The organism is Nocardia sp. NPDC046473, assembly GCF_040645995.1.
Lineage (GTDB): Bacteria > Actinomycetota > Actinomycetes > Mycobacteriales > Mycobacteriaceae > Nocardia.
On the sequence record NZ_JBEYZJ010000012.1, the window covers coordinates 86944 to 104943 of the forward strand.

Sequence of the window (18000 nt, forward strand, 5' to 3'; positions counted from 1 at the left end):
TGATAATCAAGACATAAGTAATTTGACCGTCAAGAGGCTTGAATGTCAAGAGAAAACTTGGAAACCCTGCGTGAGCAGGTAGGACGCGAATCGCAGACGCTGCAGGCCGCAGTCGATGCGGTCGACTCGGCCGCCGCCACCGTCCTCGGTGTCAATCGGACCGACCTGAGCTGCCTGGAGATTCTCTTGGCGGGTGACTCGACGCCGAGTGCGCTCGCGACCGCGCTCGGCCTGACCAGCGGCAGCGTGACCACGATGCTGGATCGCCTCGCCAAGCTCGACTACGTCGTCCGGCATCCCGAACCGGGGGATCGGCGCAAGGTTCTGGTCCGGATCACCCCGGCGGCCGCCGCGAAGGCATGGGAGATCTACGGCCCCATCGCCGAGGAGGGCGCGGCCGACGTTGCGCGCTACACCGCCGACGAACTGGGAATCGTGCTGGATTTCCTGCGTCGCTCCCGCGAGCTGCAGGAACGCCATCGCGGCCGGATCGCCGCGCTGCCCAAAGGATTTCGGCGCTGACGATTCACCAGCGGTCGCTCGGTGATGTCGATATCATCACCTGTACAAGGGAATCTGATCTGTCGCACCGGCGATGGGGGCCGGAACGGGTCCGCGCAACGCCTCACGCACCCCTCGAGCGCGAGTCGGCGCGGACCCGACCGACCGCTCGGTCCCAGTTCCGGCGGTCGCGAGTCCGCACGACCCATCTCCTGCGCACCATTGGCGATGGTGGTCGCATCGACAAAGCAGGGTGCCAGCCGCCGTTCAGCGGCCGATAAATATCGAATAAACGTTCGTTATTCGGCGCCGCCGGGTCCCTCCGCGCCGGGGCCGAACAGCCGGTCGACGGTCGGCGGCGAAAGTCCTGCGCGACTGAAGATCTCGGCGGACTCCCGGAACTCCTGCTCGGCGCGTACCGGCCGCCCCCGCGCCGCCAGCGCGGCGGCGTGCAACGCCATCGCCCGCGCCCGGTCGATCGGGTCGGCGGCCTTGGTCAGCAGGTGCAGCGCGGCGGCGGCGTTCGTCTCCGCCTCGGCCACATTGCTCGCCTGCAGGTGGATCTGCGCCAGCCTGGTGCGCGCCCAGCCCTCCCACAGTCGTACCCCGTTGCGCTGCGCCGCGCGTACCGCCTCGGTACCGAGCTCGATCGCGCGTCGATGCTCGCCGCGCATCGATAGCGTGGCGGCCAGTTCATGAGTGGCCCAGCCGAGCGCCACCGGATTGGACGACTCCCGCGCGAGCGCGATGGCCCGCTCCGCCATCGCCACCGCCTCGTCGTATTGTCCTGCCTCGCAATAGGTTCGGGTCACCAGGGCCAGGCACCACGCCTCCATCGACCGATCGCCGAGGGTGCGGGTGAGCTGCGTCGCGTGCTCGAAATGCCGATGCGAGGCGTCCGCATCGCCGAGCCGCCGCGCCGCGACGCCGAGCAGCACCGAGGCGAGCACCGACAACCTGCGGTCGGCATCGTTGGCCGGCGGGCCCGAGACGGCACGCAGGTGCGGCAGACTCGCCTCGACCTCGCCGAGCCCCACCTGCAGCAGCGCGCCGAGCGCGGTCCTGATCCGCCGCTCGGCGGCCAGGTTGTCTTGGGCAATGGCGGTGTCCAGCAACGACTCCAGCGCGCGGGAGAGCTCGCGCGCGCCGGTGCCCGCGTCCATCAACTCGGCCATCACCCAGGCCAGATCGGCCGCCACGTCGAGCGCGCGGCCGCCAACTCGCGCCGCCTGCTGATGCAACGCGATGACGACCGGCCGTTCGATGTCGTTCCACGCCTGGCCCTCCGAGCCGCTGTCGAACGCGCGGCCGGGGACGGTGGTCGCGACGAGCAGCCGGGTCGTGTTGCTGTAGTCGATCGCGCTGAGCAGGTTCTTCGCGCTGGCCAGGTGGTAGTCGAGCACCCGGACCAGCACGGCGGCTTCGTCCTCGTCGGCCACCTCGCGCGCGAAAAGCCGCAGCAGATCGTGGAATCGATAGCGGCCGGGCGCGGTGGTCTCCAACAGGCTGAGGTCGACCAATGACTCACACACCTCCTCCGCGTCGAGCGGGGAGATGCCGAGGATCGCCGCGATGCCGTCGATGGACAGATCGGGCACCTGGACGAGCGCCAGCGTGCGAAAGGCCTTGGCCTGCGCGTCGGACAGTTGCCCGTAGCCGAGCCGGAAGACCGCCTCGACCGCGAGCTCGCCGGTCTTCAGCACGGTCAGCCTGCGCTTCTCGTCGGCGAGCCGGTCGGCGAACGAGGCGATCGTCCACTGCGGCCGGACCGCGAGCCGGGCACCGGCAATGCGCACCGCCAGCGGCAGCAGGCCACAGTGCGCGACCACCTCCCGCGCCGAGGATGCCTCGGCGGCAACGCGTTCCGCGCCGAGGATGCGAACGAGCAGCGCCATCGCCTCCGCCGTCTCCAGCACGTCGAGCCGGGTACGGGTCACCGCGGGCAGCTCGGTCAGCGCCGACCTACTGGTGATCAGCACCGCCGACCCGGCGAGCAGCGGCGCCACCTGTGCGTAGTCCCGAGCGTTATCGAGCACCATCAGTATTCGCTTGCCGGACAATCGGGTTCGCAGTTCGGCGGCGCGTTCGTCGACGGTGGACGGTAGGTCGCCCTCGGCGATGCCGAGCGCGCGTAAGAAGCTGCCGAGTACGGTGCCGGAGGGAGCGGGTACCGGGTCGACGCCGTGCAGGTTCGCGTACAACTGCCCGTCCGGGAAGCGATCTCGCACGCGGTGCGCGACGTGCAGGGCAAGGGTCGTCTTGCCGACACCGCCCATGCCGCCGACCGCGGAGATCGCCACCGCACTGCCCGCGTCGGTCAGCTGCGCGGCCAAGTCGTCGACCAGCCGTTCGCGACCGGTGAAATCCGCGATGTCGGGCGGCAATTGGGCGGGCGCCGGTTCGGTGCCGTGTTCGACCGGCGTGCGGGATTCGCCGATCGCGGGCACCGCGCCGCGCAGGATCCGCTCGTGCAGCACGGTCAGCTCCGGCCCCGGCTCGACGCCGACGCCGTCCACCAGGGCCCGGCGTGCCTGCCCATAGGCGTCGAGGGCGTCGGACTGGCGGCCGCAGTGGTACAGCGCGGTCATCAGCAGCGCCCGAAACCGTTCGCGCAGTGGATATTCCTCGATCAACGCGCCGAGTTCGGCGACGGCATCGGAGCTGTGGCCGGTCTCGATGTCGAGGGCGAGCCGATCCTCCAGGATGGCCAGCCGCCACTGCTCCAGCCGGGAGCGTTGCCGCTCCGCGAACGGGCCCGGCAGCCCGCTCAGCGCGGTGCCCTGCCATTTACCAAGTGCGGCAACAAGATTCGCGCGCGCAGCGGCGGGCTGACGGTCGCGCAGGTGTCCGGCCGCCGCGACGAGCCGCTCCACCTCCGCCACGTCGGTCGATCCCGGCGGTATCCGCAGCGCGTAGCCGTCCCCGATGGACACCAGCATCGTCGCCGGACCGCGCGCCACCCGATCGGGCTCCAGCGTCCGGCGCAACTGCGCGACATGGGTGCGCAGCGCGGCGATCGCCCGCGGCACCGGCCGGGCACCCCAGATCCCCTCGACCAATTCGGCCGCGGTTACCGCGCTACCGGCACGCAGCAGCAGGGCCGCGAGCACGGCCCGACGCTGTGGCGGTCCGAGCGGCAGCGGTTGCTCCCCGCGCCACGCCCTGACCTCGCCTAACACCACGAACTGCAACGACACCTCCCGAACGCTGGGAGTGTACGTGGCGCCGCGACCAGCGCGTGGAGATGCCGGAAAGCCGGCGGTCCAGTGCCACGTGTGGGCGCTGGACCGCCGGCTGGGCGGCCAAGAGATCAGGTGGTCGATCGGTTACTGCGGAAGGTGAGCGCGACCAGGAAGGTCAGCACCGCGACGCCGACCGCCGCGGCGAACGCCGTCGTGGTGCCACTGACCAGGACCTGCTGCGCCGATCCCGAGGCGCCCCGCGCCGCCGTGCCGAACACCGTGACCAGGATGGCCAGGCCGAGCGCGGAACCGGTCTGCTGCAGCGTCTGCAGCGCACCGCCCGCCGCACCCGCGTCGCTCGGCGGCACGCTCGACATGATGATCACGTTCAGCGGCGAGAACGCCAGCCCGATACCGAGCCCCATCAACAGCATCGCCACGAACAGCAGCGGGAAGTAGCCGCTGGCGGTCGTCAGCTGGGTCAGCAACGCCAACCCGGACCCCATCAACGCGGTGCCGATCAGGGTCACCGGCTTCGGCCCGAAGCGCGGCAGCAACCGGGGGATCAGCCGGATCATCGTGAACATCAGCAAGGCGGTCGGCAGGAACGCGAAACCCGTTGCCAGCGCGCTCATTCCGCGCACCTCCTGCAGGTACTGGGTCAGGAAGAAGAACATCGACATGCCCGCCATCGGCCCGAGGAACATGTTCGCGTAGGCGGCGGCGCGGTTGCGGTCGGTGAACAGGCGCAGCGGCAGCAGGGGTTCGGCCGTGCGCAGTTCGATGGTCAGGAACGCGGCGAGCAGGAGCACGCCCGCGGCCAGCGAGAGCTCGGTGATGTCGTTGCCCCAGCCGTTCGATGCGGCGCTGATGAAGCCGTAGACCAGCGCGGCGACGCCACCGGTCGCGGTGACCGCGCCGGGCAGGTCGAGGTGGGCGGGCTTGCGCACCGCGTCGGGTAGGTAGCGCAGGGCGAGCACGACGACCACCAGTCCGAAGGGGACGTTGATGAACAGCACCGATCGCCAGCTCAGCCACTGGGTCAGCAGGCCGCCGAGGATCAGGCCGATGGCGAAGCCCGCACTGGACATGCCGGAGAACAGCGCGAGTACCCGGATGCGGGCCTTGGGTTCGGTGAACGTGGTGGTCAGCAGCGCGAGCGTGCTCGGGCCCGCCATGGCCGCGCCGATGCCCTGGACGACGCGGGCGACGAGCAGCCAGGTCGCCGACGGTGCCAGTCCGCCCGCCAGCGAGGCCAGGGTGAAAAGAGTTGTGCCCGCGATGAACAGGTTGCGCCTGCCGAACAGGTCACCGGCGCGGCCGCCGAGCAGCAGCAGGCCGCCGAAAACCAGGGTGTAGGCGTTCATCACCCAGGACAGGCCGGTGGCGCTGAACTCCAGGTCGGTGCGGATACGTGGCAGTGCCACATTCATCACGGTGATGTCGAGGATGATCATCAATTGGCAGGTCAGCAGGGTGACCAGCACGAGGCCGGAGCGGAACGGCCGGCTTCCGAGTGCGGACGTGGGGGTGTCCGCCGAGATTGTGGTCGTGGACAAGAAGCGCTCCATCGATTCGTGAGCTAAACGGAGAGAGTCTCCGTTTCCGATAGAGCTATCATATGGAGAGGTTCTCCGTTTACGCAAGACTAACCGGAGACTTCATCCGTTTCCAGTGGAGGGATCGTGGACGAACCGTCGACGGCGCGGCCGATGCGGGCCGACGCGCGGCGAAACTATGCGCGGATCGTCGAGTGTGCGCGCGAGGTGTTCGCCGAAGACGGACCCGAGGCGCCGCTGGACGACATCGCGCGCCGCGCCGCCGTCGGGCCGGGAACGCTGTACCGGCACTTCCCGAATCGCGAGGCGCTCATGGAGGCGGTGTATCGCGACAGCATCGAACGGCTGTGTCGGCGCGCGTATGAACTGATCGAAACCCATTCGCCCGCAGACGCGTTCGAGCAGTGGATGCGCGAGCAGGTGGCGTTCGTCATGGACAAACGCAGTCTCGCAGTCACATTGAAGGCGTTGATCGATCACGACTCCGAGGTCTTCACCCTGTGCCGGACATTGATCAACGACGCGTCCGCCGCGCTGCTGAAATCGGCGCAGAGTGCCGGTGTGATCCGCTCCGACATCGAGCCGCGCGACATGCTGCGGCTGGGGCACGGCATCGGGGTCGCCTGCGAGAAGACGCCGGAGGCGGCCGAACGGCTGCTCGGTGTCACACTCGACGGGTTGCGCGTTTCCCGGTAGTCGTCAGGTTCGAGTGTTCGCGCCCGCGCGGCGCACGGCGGTCGGCGTTGTGCCCCACCATCTTCGGCAGCAGCGGGTGAAGGTCGACTGCTCAGCGAGTCCGATCACGGACGCCACCTGGCTCATCGGCATGTCGGTGGTGGTGAGGTAGCGGCGGGCTTCGTCGCGGCGGACATCGTCGAGGATGGTGGCGAACGAGGTGCCCTCCGCGGCGAGGCGGCGTTGCAGGGTGCGCGGGTGAACGGTCAATAGTCTTGCGACGTTGCCGATCTCAGGCGCGATGGTGCCGAGTAGCTGTTGCACGGTGGCGCGCACCTTCGGCACCACCGACGCGTCGATGCCGCCCGCCTGCTCGGCCAGGAACGCCATCGCCAATCGGTGCAGGTTCTCGTCACCGCCGCTCAGCGGCAGCGTCGGCAGATTTCGCGGCACCCGCAGCGCCGCGTACGGCCGGTTCGTGTGCACCGGTGCGCCGAAGAATTCCTCGTAGCGTTCGATCGATGCCGTTGGCCGGTACGGCAATTCGACCGAGAGCAAGCGGTAGTGGTCTTCGGCCAGACGCTGAATTGTGTGGTGTACGAAGGCAAGTCCGAGATCTGTTGCCTGGATCGGCGACAGCATGCCGGGCTGGACGCCGTAGTGCAGTGCGATCACGCCGCGGTCGCCGTATGGGTCCGGCTCCGGGGTCAGGGTGAGTGCGCGGGCATGGAGGAACAGGTAGCGGGCCGTGCATTCCAGGACATGCGTGAGCGACGGCGAGTTGCGGATGGCCAAGGCCAGCGGGCCGAGCATGTCGAGGTCTTGGCGGCGGGAAATGAGCAGGCCGAGATCGGGGCGGTCCAGTCGCTGCGCGGCCAGCTCCAGGACCGCGGCCAGCGCTTGATCGGGGATCAGCAGGTCGTCGGTGTCGAGCGCGGCGATCGGCAGTCCGCAGGCGGTGGCGTACTGCTCGGCATCGCCGCCGAGTTCGGCCACCGTCGCGCGGAAGCCGCGTAGCCCGGCCGATCGGATCACCGTCATGTCGTCCAGAGTCAAATACTTGTCGTGCAAAGTCAAGAACACCGGTCCATGCGGTCTCACACTGGAACCATGAACGAGACCGCCGTAGCCCACGAACACCTCGACGTCGTCATAGTGGGCGCCGGCCTGTCCGGCATCGGCGCCGCCTACCGGCTGCAGACCGAGTGCCCCGGCAAGACCTACGCCATCCTCGAGGCGCGGGCCGCGATGGGCGGCACCTGGGATCTGTTCCGCTATCCCGGCATCCGCTCGGACTCGGACATGTTCACCCTCGGTTACCCGTTCAAACCGTGGCGCGAGGCCAAATCGATCGCCGACGGGTCGTCGATTCGGCGCTACATCAACGACACCGCCGCCGAGTTCGGCATCGACCGGCGCATCCGGTATCAGACCAAGGTGGTCGCCGCCGACTGGTCGAGCGAAACCGCCCGCTGGACACTGACCCTCGAAGAGCGTGGCGACGAGGGCAACATTTCGTGGCGCTCGCTGACCTGTGGCTTCCTCTACGCGTGCGCGGGCTACTACAACTACGACCACGGCTACACGCCCGAATTCCCCGGCCTCGCTTCGTTTTCCGGTCGGGTGGTGCATCCGCAGTTCTGGCCGGAAGACCTCGACTACGCCGGTAAGCGCGTCGTCGTGATCGGCAGCGGCGCCACCGCGGTCACCCTCGTGCCCTCGATGGCGAAGCAGGCCGAACGGGTGACCATGTTGCAGCGCAGTCCGACCTGGATCAGCGCCGTCCCCGGCCGCGACAAGTACGCCGACAAGATCCGCGAGCTGTTGCCGCCGAACCTGGCGCACCGGGTGATCCGCACCAAGAACATCCTGTTCACCCTCGGCTTCTACCAGTACTGCCGTCGCCGCCCCGCCGCCGCGCGCAAACTGCTCACCGCCCTCACCACTCGAATCCTCAAGGACGAGAAGGTGGTAGCCGAACACTTCACGCCCAGCTACAACCCGTGGGACCAGCGCCTGTGCGCCGTCCCCGACGCCGACTTCTTCAAGGCGATGAAGAAAGGCAAGGCCGAGGTCGTCACCGACCACATCGATACCTTTGTGCCGGAAGGCATTCGACTGAAGTCCGGCCGAATCCTGCAGGCCGACATCGTCATCACCGCCACCGGTCTGCAGATGCTGCCCTTCGGCGGCATCACCCCGCGCGTCGACGGCGCACCGATCGTGCTGTCCGACCAGTTCATCTGGCAGGGCGCCATGCTCACCGGCCTGCCCAACTTCGCCGTCTGCATCGGCTACACCAACGCCTCCTGGACCCTGCGTGCCGACCTCAGCTCCCGCCTGGTCTGCAAGGTCCTCAACCACATGGACCGCCACGGTTACGCCGCCGTCGTCCCCAAGCCCAACGGCAACCTCAACGAACAACCCCTGCTCGACCTCGACGCAGGCTACATCCAGCGCTCGATCGCCGACTTCCCCCACCAGGGCGACCGCCACCCCTGGAAAATCCGCCAGAACTACCTGCTCGACTCGGCAAGAACACTCCGCACCGACCTCACCAAAACCCTCGCCGCAACCCCCAAATCGGCAGTGCGAGAACCTATTTTGTCGGTGCCCCACTGACCGATCCGGTCGAGCGGGACAGCGCGACGGCCTGAGCCGCAGCGCTGTCCCGCTCGACGGGCCGAGGGGTCCTCGGATAGCGCCGGTCAGCTGATCTAGTCGATAAGCTCGGGTAACGGCATATATCCGCTTTCCCATTCCGAGGAGCCCGCATGTCCGACTGGAACTCGCAGATCATCGAGGAATTCCGCAACAACGCAGGCAAAGTAGGCGGCCCCTTCGAAGGCGCCGACCTCCTCCTGCTCACCACCACCGGCGCGAAATCCGGCCTCTCCCGCACCACCCCCGTCGCCTACGTCCGTGACGGCGCCAACCTCGTCATCATCGCCTCCAAAGCAGGCGCCCCCACCAGCCCCGACTGGTACCACAACCTCCGCGCCAACCCCGAAGTCACCATCGAGGTAGGCACCGAAACCCACAAAGCCACCGCCACTCCCATCACCTCCGGCCCAGAACGCGACCGCCTCTACGCCGCCATGGTCGAGGTCATGCCCGGCTTCGCCGAATACGAAGAAAAAACCGACCGAGTAATCCCCGTGGTAACCCTCACCCTCGAGAACTAGCGAACCGGCCCGCCACACCGCCGCTGACCTCGGGTCGCAGACGCCCCCGGGTTGCCGCGTTAGGGTCGAAACCATGCGATACGCGATCTCGATTCCGCAGCATGCTCCCGATGGCACCTTTCAGCCGGAGGAACTTCGGGAGTATTTGGGGCGGGCGGAGGAGCTCGGGTACGAGAGTGCGTGGATGACGGAGCAGGTGTTGGGGAAGGCGCCTGCTTTGAGTCCGTTGGAGACGTTGGCGTTCGCGGCGGCGAGTAATGGGCGGTTGCGGTTGGGGTGCGCGGTGTTTGTGACGCCGTTGCATAATCCGGTGCATCTGGCGAAGCGGATCTCGACGTTGGATCAGTTGAGTCGGGGGCGGCTCGAGGTCGGAGTGGGGATCGGCGGGCGGGGCCGGATGTTTTCGGCATTCGATGTCGATCCCGCGGACAATCTGGTGCGGCGGTTCAATGAGGGGCTGCGGGTGATGAAGGCGCTGTGGACTCAGCCGGAGGTGGATATCGACGGGGAGTTCTGGCAGTTGGCGGGGGCCACGATGGAGCCTAAGCCGTTTCAGAAGCCTTATCCCCCTTTGTGGTTCGGTGGTAGTAAGCCTGCTGCGTTGCGGCGAGCGGTTCGGCAGGGAGACGGGTTTTTCGGGGCCGGGTCCACGACGACGGCCGAGTTCGCCGAGCAGGTTCCGATCGTTCGTGCGGCGCTCGCCGAGAACGGCAGGCAGGCAACGGATTTCCCCGTCGCGAAGCGCGTCTACATCGCGCTGGATGACGATGTCGACCGCGCACAGCGCCGCATGACCGAGGCGCTGGTCTCCCAATACGGTGACTTCGGCAAGACTTTGCTGCCGGTCGCCGTCTGCGGCCCACCGGATACCTGCATCCAGGAACTGCGCGCGGTGGCCGCGGCCGGCGCCGAAATGATCCTGATCAACCCACTTTTCGACTCGGCCGCGCAGATGGAACGGATCACCGCCGAGGTCCTGCCGCACGTCGCCTGAGCTCGCCCTAGTCCGAGGCGATCCAAACCCGCAGCGGGCCAACAGGAGTGAAGCCATAATGGATAGCCGCGGCCAAGTCCTCGTCCTGCTCGTAGCCGACGATGGCTCGGCCAGGCCACAATTGGTAGATCGTGCTCGAGCAATCAGCCCAAGCCTCGGTGGCCTCGATGCCTGAGTGGAACAGATTGGATACGCCCACCACGTTCCTACTTCGGTGAGCGATCGCGCCGGCGGTGAGCTGGTCGCCATCCCAGCGACCGAGTACCGCTACCGAATCATCGACCAGCAGCTCCGGTCGAAATACCTTGCGGACTAACGAATCTCGACTCCATTCGGTCGTCCATGCGGACAGCGATTCGGGATCGATGATCCGCGTCCATCGGGGTGGCGAGGCGGTTGGCCGAAGGTCGGCTGGTCGATAGATCCACTGTGCCTCGAAGCGGATATGGAAGCCTGCCGCGCTCAGGTCTAGACACGCGAAGCTGTCCTTGATCGACGCGCCGGGTGCGGCACAGTCGATTCGCCTCAGCAGCTGATCGGCGGCCGTATCTGGGCTGAGAGTCACCGCGTCTGGATACAGGAGTGGGGTCCGCTGGGCACTCGTCCATGCGGCGGCATCGAATTCGCCGGTCAGCCTGTGCGACCGGCATATCGCATCGCACCACGCGGCATTGTCGAGCGCGGCCGCACGCACCCATTTGCTCGTGTCGATCTGCGCGGTCACGGTACACATGGTGCCAGATCGGTGAGATCGCGAAGTGTCCCTTGGGTATCCCCCTTTCCGTGCGGCGGAAGATCGGGCAGGATCCGAGTGATAACGAATCGGCCTGGGGGTAAGCGGGTCGGTGACCGTCTGGCCGAGGGGGGACTCTTCATGGATTGGGTAAAGCAGTTCTTCGAGACCGCGCCGATGTGGTGGGGTCCGCAGACCGTGCAGGAGTCGGATCGGCAGCGCGCGGCGTCTATCGCCCGGCTGGCGGGCGATGGGGTCGAACGCGTCCTCGAATTGGGTGCGGGCAGTGGGACAACCGCGGTGGTGATGGCGGATCTCGGCTACTCCGTGGTCGCGGTGGAGCTCAGTTCGGTGCGGGCGCGGCAGGCGCGAGAACGGGCGGCCGAGGTCGCCGGGCGCGATCTGCGGATCGTCGAAGGTGATTTCTATCAGGTCGAATTCGATGGGCAGTTCGACTGTGTGGTCTATTGGAACGGCTTCGGTGTCGGTAGCGACGCCGACCAGCGCACGCTGCTGCGCCGGGTCAGCGGCGAATGGTTGCGGCCGGGCGGCGCGATGATCGTCGATGTGTTCAGCCCGTGGAAGTGGGCTCGTGTCGCGGGCGAGGTCGACCAGGAGGAATACATCGTCGACCTCGCGAACTTCAATGACTACGACCCGATATCCAGCCACTTCAGCGACCGGTGGTGGCCGGTCGACAAAGAGTCCGAAGCACTCGATCAGTTCGGCCGCTGCTACACGCCCGCCGACCTGTTGCTGTTGGCCGAAGGCACCGGTCTTGTCGTAGAGCGAATGGAACTCGACGGCGCGGAACTCCGGACGGACCAACGGTATTCGACCACTCATCCGCTCTGGGACGCGTGGGAATATCAGGCGGTATTACGTCGAGAGTCCGCGTAACCACTGGGCCGTGCTGAATAGGATTGTCCAGCGCGGCTTCTCGCGGGCACAGTGGTCGGCATGCGTATCGCGGTGTACCTGGCCCATCCTCAGTCCGACAGTTTCAACAAAGCGCTCTTCGACGCGGTGGTCGACGAGTTGCGGGGACAAGCGGTCGAGGTCGTGCCGCATGACCTGTACGCGGAGGGCTTCGACCCGATGCTGGCCGCGCAGGAGACCGAGACCGTCGACGGCACGCCGTCGGGCGACGAGCAGGTTCGGCGGTACCAGGACGAACTCGCCGAGCTCGATGCCCTGATATTCGTGCATCCGAACTGGTGGGGCATGCCGCCCGCGATCCTGACGGGCTGGGTGCAGCGGGTCCTCACCCCTGCCGTGGCATACAAGCTGGCCGACGCGGCCGGAGAACCGATCGGACTACTGCATGCCAAGCGCGCCTTGATACTCAACACCTCCGACACCGCCGAGGACCGCGAGCGCGACGTCTTCGGTGACCCGCTGCAGCAGATCTGGGCGTCCTGCGTACTGCCTTACATCGGTGTGGAGGACGTGCGGCGCAAGGTATTCCGCATGGTGACCGACTCAACCGAACAGCAGCGCACCACCTGGCTGCGTGAGGCCCGCACCTTGGCCGCCGCCCTCGCCGCGGACAGTTAGGCAGTCGATCTCCGGCAGTCGAGCCGATGCCATGCCGCCAGACCCGGGATGGATGTGAGCACATGCTCACGTGTCCTGATTGTTATCTCGAACAACAAATTGGTCGCTAGAACAGGTTGTGCTGTGGGTCACAGTCGAATATGTTGCAGCGAACAACATTCGCTCGACCTCGACCGTCCTGGCATTCCCGGGCCGGTGGTTCCACGAAAGGCCCCCTCATGCGTAAGGGCATTCTCGGCGTTGCGGCCGTCTCGGTCGCCGTGCTTACCTCGTTGACTTTGACTGCTTGTGGTGACGACTCGAAAAGCTCGGGAGGTGGCGGCGCCAAGATCGGGGTGATCCTGCCGGACAGCAAGACCTCGGCCCGCTGGGAGACCGCGGACCGCAAGTACCTGCAGCAGGCGTTCGACGCGGCAGGCGTCAAGGCCGACATCCAGAACGCGCAGGGCGACAAGACCGCCTTCCAGACGATCGCCGATCAGATGATGACCAACGGCGCGTCGGTGCTGCTGATGACGAACCTGGACAGCGGCACCGGCAAGGCCGTGATCCAGAAGGCCAAGGCGCAGGGCGTCACGGTCATCGACTACGACCGGCTCACCCTCGGCGGCGGCGCCCAGTTCTACGTGTCGTTCGACAATGTGAAGGTCGGCAGCCTGCTCGGCGAGGGCGTCGCGAAATGCCTGACCGACAAGAACGCGGTCAAGCCGGTGATCGCCTACCTCAACGGCGGCCCGACCGACAACAACGCCACGCTGCTGAAGACCGGCTACGACGGCGTGCTGAAGCCGAAGTTCGACGCGGGCCAGTTCGCGAAGGGCCCGGACCAGGCCGTGCCGGAATGGGATAACACCCAGGCGGGCACCATCTTCGAGCAGATGCTCACCGGCACGCCGAACATCGGTGGCGTGGTCGCCGCCAACGACGGACTCGCCAACGCCGCGATCGCGGTGCTGAAGAAGCAGAAGCTCAACGGCCAGGTCCCGGTGAGCGGCCAGGACGCCACGGTGCAGGGCCTGCAGAACGTCCTGAAGGGCGATCAGTGCCTGACCGTGTACAAGGCGATCAAGAAGGAAGCCGAGGCGGCGGCCGAGCTGGCCATCGGGCTGACCAAGGGCCAGCCGGGTCAGGCGAACGGCAAGGTACAGGATCCTGAGGCCAAGACCGATGTGCCGTCGGTGCTGTTGGAGCCCAAGCCGATCTACCTCCAGCAGGTGAAAGACGTTGTCGCGGACGGCTACGTCACCAAGGCCGAGCTGTGCACCGGCGAGATCGCGAAACTCTGCGCGGACAACGGCATCTGATCGACCCAGCCCCTTCCGCCGTTTCGATGAGGGGACGGCGGACGGGGCGCCCTTCTCAGGAGCAGCACCCATGACTGATACGCCGGTAATCGAATTACGTGGCCTAGAAAAGAGTTTCGGGCCGGTTCACGTCCTGCACGACGTCGCCTTCAGCGCCTACGCGGGTGAGGTGACGGCACTGGTCGGCGACAACGGGGCCGGAAAGTCCACGCTCATCAAGTGCATAGGTGGCACCCACCCGATGGACGCGGGGGAATTCCTGTTCGAGGGCAAGCCCGTTCATGTGCACAGCCCGCGCGACGCGGGCGCGCTCGGCATCGAGATCGTGTACCAGGATCTCGCGCTCTGCGACAACCTCGACATCGTCCAGAACATGTTCCTCGGCCGCGAGCGCAAGAACGGCATCGTGCTCGACGAGTACGCGATGGAGGAGCTGGCCGGAAAAACCTTGGCGAGCTTGTCCGTTCGGACCGTCAAGAGCGTCCGGCAGCAGGTGTCGAGCCTGTCCGGCGGTCAGCGGCAGACCGTCGCGATCGCGAAAGCCGTGCTGTGGAACAGCAAGGTGGTGATCCTCGACGAGCCGACCGCCGCGCTCGGCGTACAGCAGACCCAGCAGGTGCTGGAGCTGGTGCGCCGGCTGGCCGACCGAGGTCTTGCGGTAGTGCTGATCTCGCACAATATGAACGACGTCTTCGCGGTCTCGGATCGGATCGCGGCGCTGTACCTGGGGCGGATGGCCGCCCAGGTCCGGACCTCCGATGTGACCCACGGGCAGGTCGTCGAACTGATTACGGCGGGCCGCAGCGGCGCACTGGGCCTGGACGCGAATGGAGTCAAAGGATGAGCGCCATACTTACTGAAAAGCCTTCTACTGCACCAGTTTCCGAGTTAGTGAACACTTACGTCGGACGAGTGCGCAGTGGTGACATGGGCGCGCTACCTTCCGTGATCGCCCTGGTCATCCTGTCCTGCGTCTTCTGGGTCGCGCGCCCGGTCTTCATGTCCGAGGCCAACTTCGCGAACCTGTTCACCCAGGGCGCGGCGATCGCGGTGATCGCGATGGGCCTGATCTTCGTGCTACTGCTCGGCGAGATCGACCTGTCGGCCGGATTCACCAGCGGCGTCTGCGCGGCGGTGCTCGCGGTGTTGCTCACCGACCGCGGCTGGCCCTGGTATCTGGCGGTATTGGCGTCGCTACTCACCGGCGTGGTGATCGGGCTGATCATCGGCACCATCGTGGTGAAGATCGGCATACCGTCGTTCGTGGTGACGCTCGCGGCTTTCCTTGCGCTGCAAGGGGTCGCGCTGAAGATCATGGACAACGGTCGCAACATCTCCATCCGCGACGACACCATTCTCGCCATCGCGAACAAGAACGTCCCGCCGCTGATCGGCTGGCTGATGTACCTCGTGCTGGTGGTCGGGTTCGCGTTCCTGCAATACCGAAAACTGCGGGCCCGCACCAAACTCGGGCTCACCGGCGAGACCGCGCCGGTGATCGTGGCGCGGATCGTCGCCGTCGCGGTGGTGCTCGGCATCGCGGTGCTGGTGCTCAACGGCGAACGCAGCCGCAACCCGGAACTGCACTCGCTCAAGGGCATGCCGATTGTGGTCCCGCTGATCGCGATCCTGTTGCTGCTGTGGACCTTTGTGCTCAACCGCACGTCCTTCGGCAGGCACATCTACGCGGTCGGCGGCAACGCCGAGGCCGCGCGGCGGGCGGGCATCACGGTGGACCGTGTGAAAATCACTGCCTTCGTGCTGTGTTCGACGATGGCCGCGGTCGGCGGCCTGGTCGCGGCCTCCCGCGCCAACTCCGTCGATCCGAACACCGGCGGCAGCAGCGTCCTGCTCCTCGCGGTCGGCGCGGCGGTCATCGGCGGCACCAGTCTGTTCGGCGGTCGCGGCCGGATGCTGGACGCGGTCCTCGGCGCCGCCGTGGTCGCGGTGATCGACAACGGCATGGGCCTGATGGGCTACAGCGCGGGCACGAAATTCGTTGTGACAGGATTCGTGCTGCTCTTGGCGGCCGGCGTAGACGCCTTGTCGCGCAAGCGCACGCTACTCCGTAGGTAACCCCACCCGGCAGCGAAGGACGGTGAATGCGAGCAGCCCCTTCTCCTGATGAGATCCGTAAGAGCAATCTGGCTGGGTTGCTCCGGCACGTCCATCGCGGCGGCCCGGTCTCGCGGGCCACGCTCGCGGAGCGAATGGGGCTGAACCGCAGCACCATTCTGGCGTTGACCGCCGATCTAGCCGCGGTCGGTCTGGTGCGTGAGGAGCTGCCGGGCCAGACCGGCAAGGCGGGTCGTCCCTCGCTGGTGGTACGGCCGGAATCGGATCGCGTCTACGTCGTCGCGCTCGACGTCGGCGCCGATCGGCTCGCCGCGGCCAGGGTCGGGCTGGGGGGATCGGTCCTCGACCAGGTCGAAACCGCCCGCCCGCGTGGCACTTTCGACCCGGACGACGTGATCGCCACGCTGGCGACCATGGCGCGCGAGATGATCGGCAAGGCCACCCGCGATGCCGTGTGCGTCGGTGTCGGCGTGGCGTTCTGCGGAATGGTGCGGGAGGAGGACGGCGTCGTCCGTTACGGACCGAACATCGGCTGGGTCGATGTGCCGTTCGGCGCGAGCTTGACTCGGGAACTCGACCTCGGCCTGCGCGTCGCGGTCGGCAACAACGCCAACCTCGGCGCGCTCGCCGAACGCGAACGCGGCGTCGCCGCCGGCCTGTCCGACCTGATCTACCTGCACGGCGACGTCGGCATCGGCGCGGGCATCATCATGGGCGGTCAGCTGCTCGGCGGCGAGGGCGGCTACGCGGGCGAGGTCGGCCACATGATCGTCAACCGGGACGGGCGGGCCTGCGCGTGCGGATCGCGCGGCTGTCTCGAGGTCGAGGCGGGCGAGCTCGGTCTGATCGCCGCCGCCGGGCGCACCGACCCGGCGGGCCGGGCCGCGGTCGAGGCCATCGTGGAGGCCGCGGCTCGCGGCGACTCGACGGCCAGGGACGCGCTGCACCAGGTGGGGGACTGGCTGGGCTACGGCGTCGCCAACCTGGTCAACATCTTCAACCCGTCGATGGTCGTCTTCGGCGGCGTGCTGCGCGAGATTTACCTCGCCTCGGCGGCCCAGGTGCGCAGCCGGGTGGCGGTCGACGGCCTGCTCGCGGTCCGCGAACGGGTGCGGTTGCGCACCTCGGCGCTCGGCGGCGATGCGACCTTGCTCGGCGCCGCGGAGCTCGCCTTCACCGATGTGCTGACCGACCCCGTGCAGACGCTGGCCCGGATCCGCAGCTGAAACCGGGTGCGGGCCAACCACGGTCAGACGTGATCTTCCCGCTGGTCACCAAAGCCGACTACTATGCTCAGACCACCGTTCGGGTGATCAAGCACACGACACTCGAGTGGGTCGGCCGATCGTGATGACGGTGTTTCGAGCGCGAGCAATCAAAGGGGTTTCGATGGACAGGCCGGCGTGGGCACCCGAGGGCGTGGATATGCAGCAGGCGAGCCCGGCACGGATGTACGACGCATTGCTCGGTGGCTCGCATAATTTCGACATCGACCGCAGGGCCGCCGAGATGGCCAAGAAGCTGGTGCCCGACCTGCCCCGGCTGGCGCTGAGCAATCGGGCGTTCCTGCGCCGGGCGGTGCGCTTCCTGGCCGATTCCGGCATCCGCCAATTCCTGGACATCGGGTCGGGGATCCCGACCGCAGGCAACGTGCACGAGGTGGTGCAGGGCATCGACCCCGAAATTCGGGTGCTGTACGTGGACATCGACCCGGTGGCCGCCGCGCATTCGCGCGCGATCCTGCAGGGCAACAGCCGGGCCGCGGCCATCGAGGCCGACCTGCGCAAGCCCGCCGAGCTGCTCGACCGGGCGAGTGACACCGGACTGATCAATTTCGACCAACCGGTTGGTCTTCTCTTGGTCGCGGTGCTGCACCTGCTCTCGGACGGCGACGAGCCCATCAAAAAGGTGGCCGACCTGCGCGCCGCCGTCGAACCGGGCAGCTACGTCGCCATTTCGCACCTCACCTCCGAGATGCGCCCCGAGGACGCGGGCAAGTTAGGCGCCCACGCAACGGATGAGAGTCGAGTTGGCATCCATTTCCGCAATCGCGACGGAATCGTCGCTATGTTCGATGGATGGGACCTGATCGAGCCCGGCGTGGTCGAGCTGCCGGTCTGGCGCCCGGAGTCCGAGCGAGATCTGCACGAGGCACCGGGTCGGTCGCTCGGGCTGGCCGGCGTCGGTCGAAAGGTCTGAAGCGCGAACACGAGCCAGCAGGGGGTCCCTGAGTG

At 67.1% G+C, this 18000-nt stretch carries 16 protein-coding genes; 12 read left to right on the plus strand and 4 right to left on the minus strand.

Annotated features, from left to right (window positions below):
- Positions 1–42 precede the first annotated feature (42 nt).
- Positions 43–522 (plus strand): MarR family transcriptional regulator, encoded by a 480-nt coding sequence (locus ABZ942_RS37545; RefSeq protein ID WP_357390727.1) that lies wholly within the window; start codon positions 43–45, stop codon positions 520–522.
- Positions 523–800: 278 nt separating this feature from the next.
- Here the strand turns inward: ABZ942_RS37545 and ABZ942_RS37550 are convergent, their stop codons facing one another.
- Together ABZ942_RS37550 and ABZ942_RS37555 are read right to left on the minus strand one after the other, a co-directional pair.
- Positions 801–3698: a BTAD domain-containing putative transcriptional regulator gene (locus ABZ942_RS37550; protein WP_357390729.1), complete on the minus strand. Its 2898-nt coding sequence runs from the start codon at positions 3696–3698 to the stop codon at positions 801–803.
- A gap of 113 nt (positions 3699–3811) precedes the next feature.
- Positions 3812–5242 carry an MFS transporter gene (locus ABZ942_RS37555; protein WP_357390731.1) on the minus strand — a complete coding sequence of 477 codons (1431 nt, stop codon included), beginning with the start codon at positions 5240–5242 and terminating at the stop codon, positions 3812–3814.
- Positions 5243–5368: 126 nt separating this feature from the next.
- On the opposite strand from ABZ942_RS37555, the gene ABZ942_RS37560 reads away from it, so the two are divergent.
- Positions 5369–5938: a helix-turn-helix domain-containing protein gene (locus ABZ942_RS37560; RefSeq protein ID WP_357390733.1), complete on the plus strand. Its 570-nt coding sequence runs from the start codon at positions 5369–5371 to the stop codon at positions 5936–5938.
- Positions 5939–5941: 3 nt separating this feature from the next.
- Here the strand turns inward: ABZ942_RS37560 and ABZ942_RS37565 are convergent, their stop codons facing one another.
- Complete coding sequence (locus ABZ942_RS37565) at positions 5942–7018, minus strand: AraC family transcriptional regulator ligand-binding domain-containing protein (RefSeq protein WP_357390735.1); 1077 nt, start codon at positions 7016–7018, stop codon at positions 5942–5944.
- Positions 7019–7027: 9 nt separating this feature from the next.
- Between ABZ942_RS37565 and ABZ942_RS37570 the strand changes: the two genes are divergently transcribed.
- From ABZ942_RS37570 to ABZ942_RS37580, 3 genes are all read left to right on the plus strand, one after another.
- On the plus strand, positions 7028–8539 hold the full coding sequence (locus tag ABZ942_RS37570; RefSeq protein WP_357390737.1) for an NAD(P)/FAD-dependent oxidoreductase: 1512 nt from the start codon (positions 7028–7030) through the stop codon (positions 8537–8539).
- A 152-nt stretch (positions 8540–8691) separates the two neighbouring features.
- Complete coding sequence (locus ABZ942_RS37575) at positions 8692–9102, plus strand: nitroreductase family deazaflavin-dependent oxidoreductase (protein ID WP_357390739.1); 411 nt, start codon at positions 8692–8694, stop codon at positions 9100–9102.
- Positions 9103–9175: 73 nt separating this feature from the next.
- A complete protein-coding gene (locus ABZ942_RS37580) occupies positions 9176–10096 on the plus strand; it encodes an LLM class flavin-dependent oxidoreductase (RefSeq protein WP_357390741.1) in 921 nt (306 codons plus the stop codon).
- 7 nt (positions 10097–10103) lie between these two features.
- Here ABZ942_RS37580 and ABZ942_RS37585 read toward each other — a convergent pair whose 3' ends face one another.
- Positions 10104–10820, minus strand: a complete 717-nt coding sequence (locus ABZ942_RS37585; RefSeq protein ID WP_357390743.1) for a hypothetical protein — start codon at positions 10818–10820, stop codon at positions 10104–10106.
- A 150-nt stretch (positions 10821–10970) separates the two neighbouring features.
- Here ABZ942_RS37585 and ABZ942_RS37590 point away from each other — a divergent pair, with 150 nt between their 5' ends.
- The 7 genes from ABZ942_RS37590 (at position 10971) to ABZ942_RS37620 (ending at position 17965) form a co-directional block, all read left to right on the plus strand.
- Positions 10971–11729, plus strand: a complete 759-nt coding sequence (locus ABZ942_RS37590; protein ID WP_357390745.1) for a methyltransferase domain-containing protein — start codon at positions 10971–10973, stop codon at positions 11727–11729.
- Positions 11730–11789: 60 nt separating this feature from the next.
- Positions 11790–12386 (plus strand): NAD(P)H-dependent oxidoreductase, encoded by a 597-nt coding sequence (locus ABZ942_RS37595; protein ID WP_357390747.1) that lies wholly within the window; start codon positions 11790–11792, stop codon positions 12384–12386.
- 218 nt (positions 12387–12604) lie between these two features.
- A complete protein-coding gene (locus ABZ942_RS37600) occupies positions 12605–13690 on the plus strand; it encodes a substrate-binding domain-containing protein (protein WP_357390749.1) in 1086 nt (361 codons plus the stop codon).
- A 70-nt stretch (positions 13691–13760) separates the two neighbouring features.
- On the plus strand, positions 13761–14534 hold the full coding sequence (locus tag ABZ942_RS37605) for an ATP-binding cassette domain-containing protein (protein WP_357390751.1): 774 nt from the start codon (positions 13761–13763) through the stop codon (positions 14532–14534).
- A gap of 47 nt (positions 14535–14581) precedes the next feature.
- Entirely contained in the window at positions 14582–15766 is a 1185-nt protein-coding gene (locus tag ABZ942_RS37610) for an ABC transporter permease (protein ID WP_357390753.1), read from the plus strand.
- Between the two features lie 26 nt (positions 15767–15792).
- Positions 15793–16992 (plus strand): ROK family protein, encoded by a 1200-nt coding sequence (locus tag ABZ942_RS37615; RefSeq protein WP_357390755.1) that lies wholly within the window; start codon positions 15793–15795, stop codon positions 16990–16992.
- A gap of 163 nt (positions 16993–17155) precedes the next feature.
- Positions 17156–17965, plus strand: coding sequence for an SAM-dependent methyltransferase (locus tag ABZ942_RS37620; protein WP_357390757.1), 810 nt, complete (start codon positions 17156–17158; stop codon positions 17963–17965).
- Positions 17966–18000 lie beyond the last annotated feature (35 nt).

What these genes read in the sequence shown, in the direction of transcription:
- ABZ942_RS37580 (WP_357390741.1), top strand. Translation starts at nt 9,176, where the DNA reads ATGCGATACGCGATCTCGATTCCGCAGCATGCTCCCGATGGCACCTTT.
- ABZ942_RS37620 (WP_357390757.1), top strand. Translation starts at nt 17,156, where the DNA reads ATGGACAGGCCGGCGTGGGCACCCGAGGGCGTGGATATGCAGCAGGCG.
- ABZ942_RS37615 (WP_357390755.1), top strand. Translation starts at nt 15,793, where the DNA reads ATGCGAGCAGCCCCTTCTCCTGATGAGATCCGTAAGAGCAATCTGGCT.
- ABZ942_RS37545 (WP_357390727.1), top strand. Translation starts at nt 43, where the DNA reads ATGTCAAGAGAAAACTTGGAAACCCTGCGTGAGCAGGTAGGACGCGAA.
- ABZ942_RS37605 (WP_357390751.1), top strand. Translation starts at nt 13,761, where the DNA reads ATGACTGATACGCCGGTAATCGAATTACGTGGCCTAGAAAAGAGTTTC.
- ABZ942_RS37575 (WP_357390739.1), top strand. Translation starts at nt 8,692, where the DNA reads ATGTCCGACTGGAACTCGCAGATCATCGAGGAATTCCGCAACAACGCA.
- ABZ942_RS37590 (WP_357390745.1), top strand. Translation starts at nt 10,971, where the DNA reads ATGGATTGGGTAAAGCAGTTCTTCGAGACCGCGCCGATGTGGTGGGGT.
- ABZ942_RS37600 (WP_357390749.1), top strand. Translation starts at nt 12,605, where the DNA reads ATGCGTAAGGGCATTCTCGGCGTTGCGGCCGTCTCGGTCGCCGTGCTT.
- ABZ942_RS37570 (WP_357390737.1), top strand. Translation starts at nt 7,028, where the DNA reads ATGAACGAGACCGCCGTAGCCCACGAACACCTCGACGTCGTCATAGTG.
- ABZ942_RS37595 (WP_357390747.1), top strand. Translation starts at nt 11,790, where the DNA reads ATGCGTATCGCGGTGTACCTGGCCCATCCTCAGTCCGACAGTTTCAAC.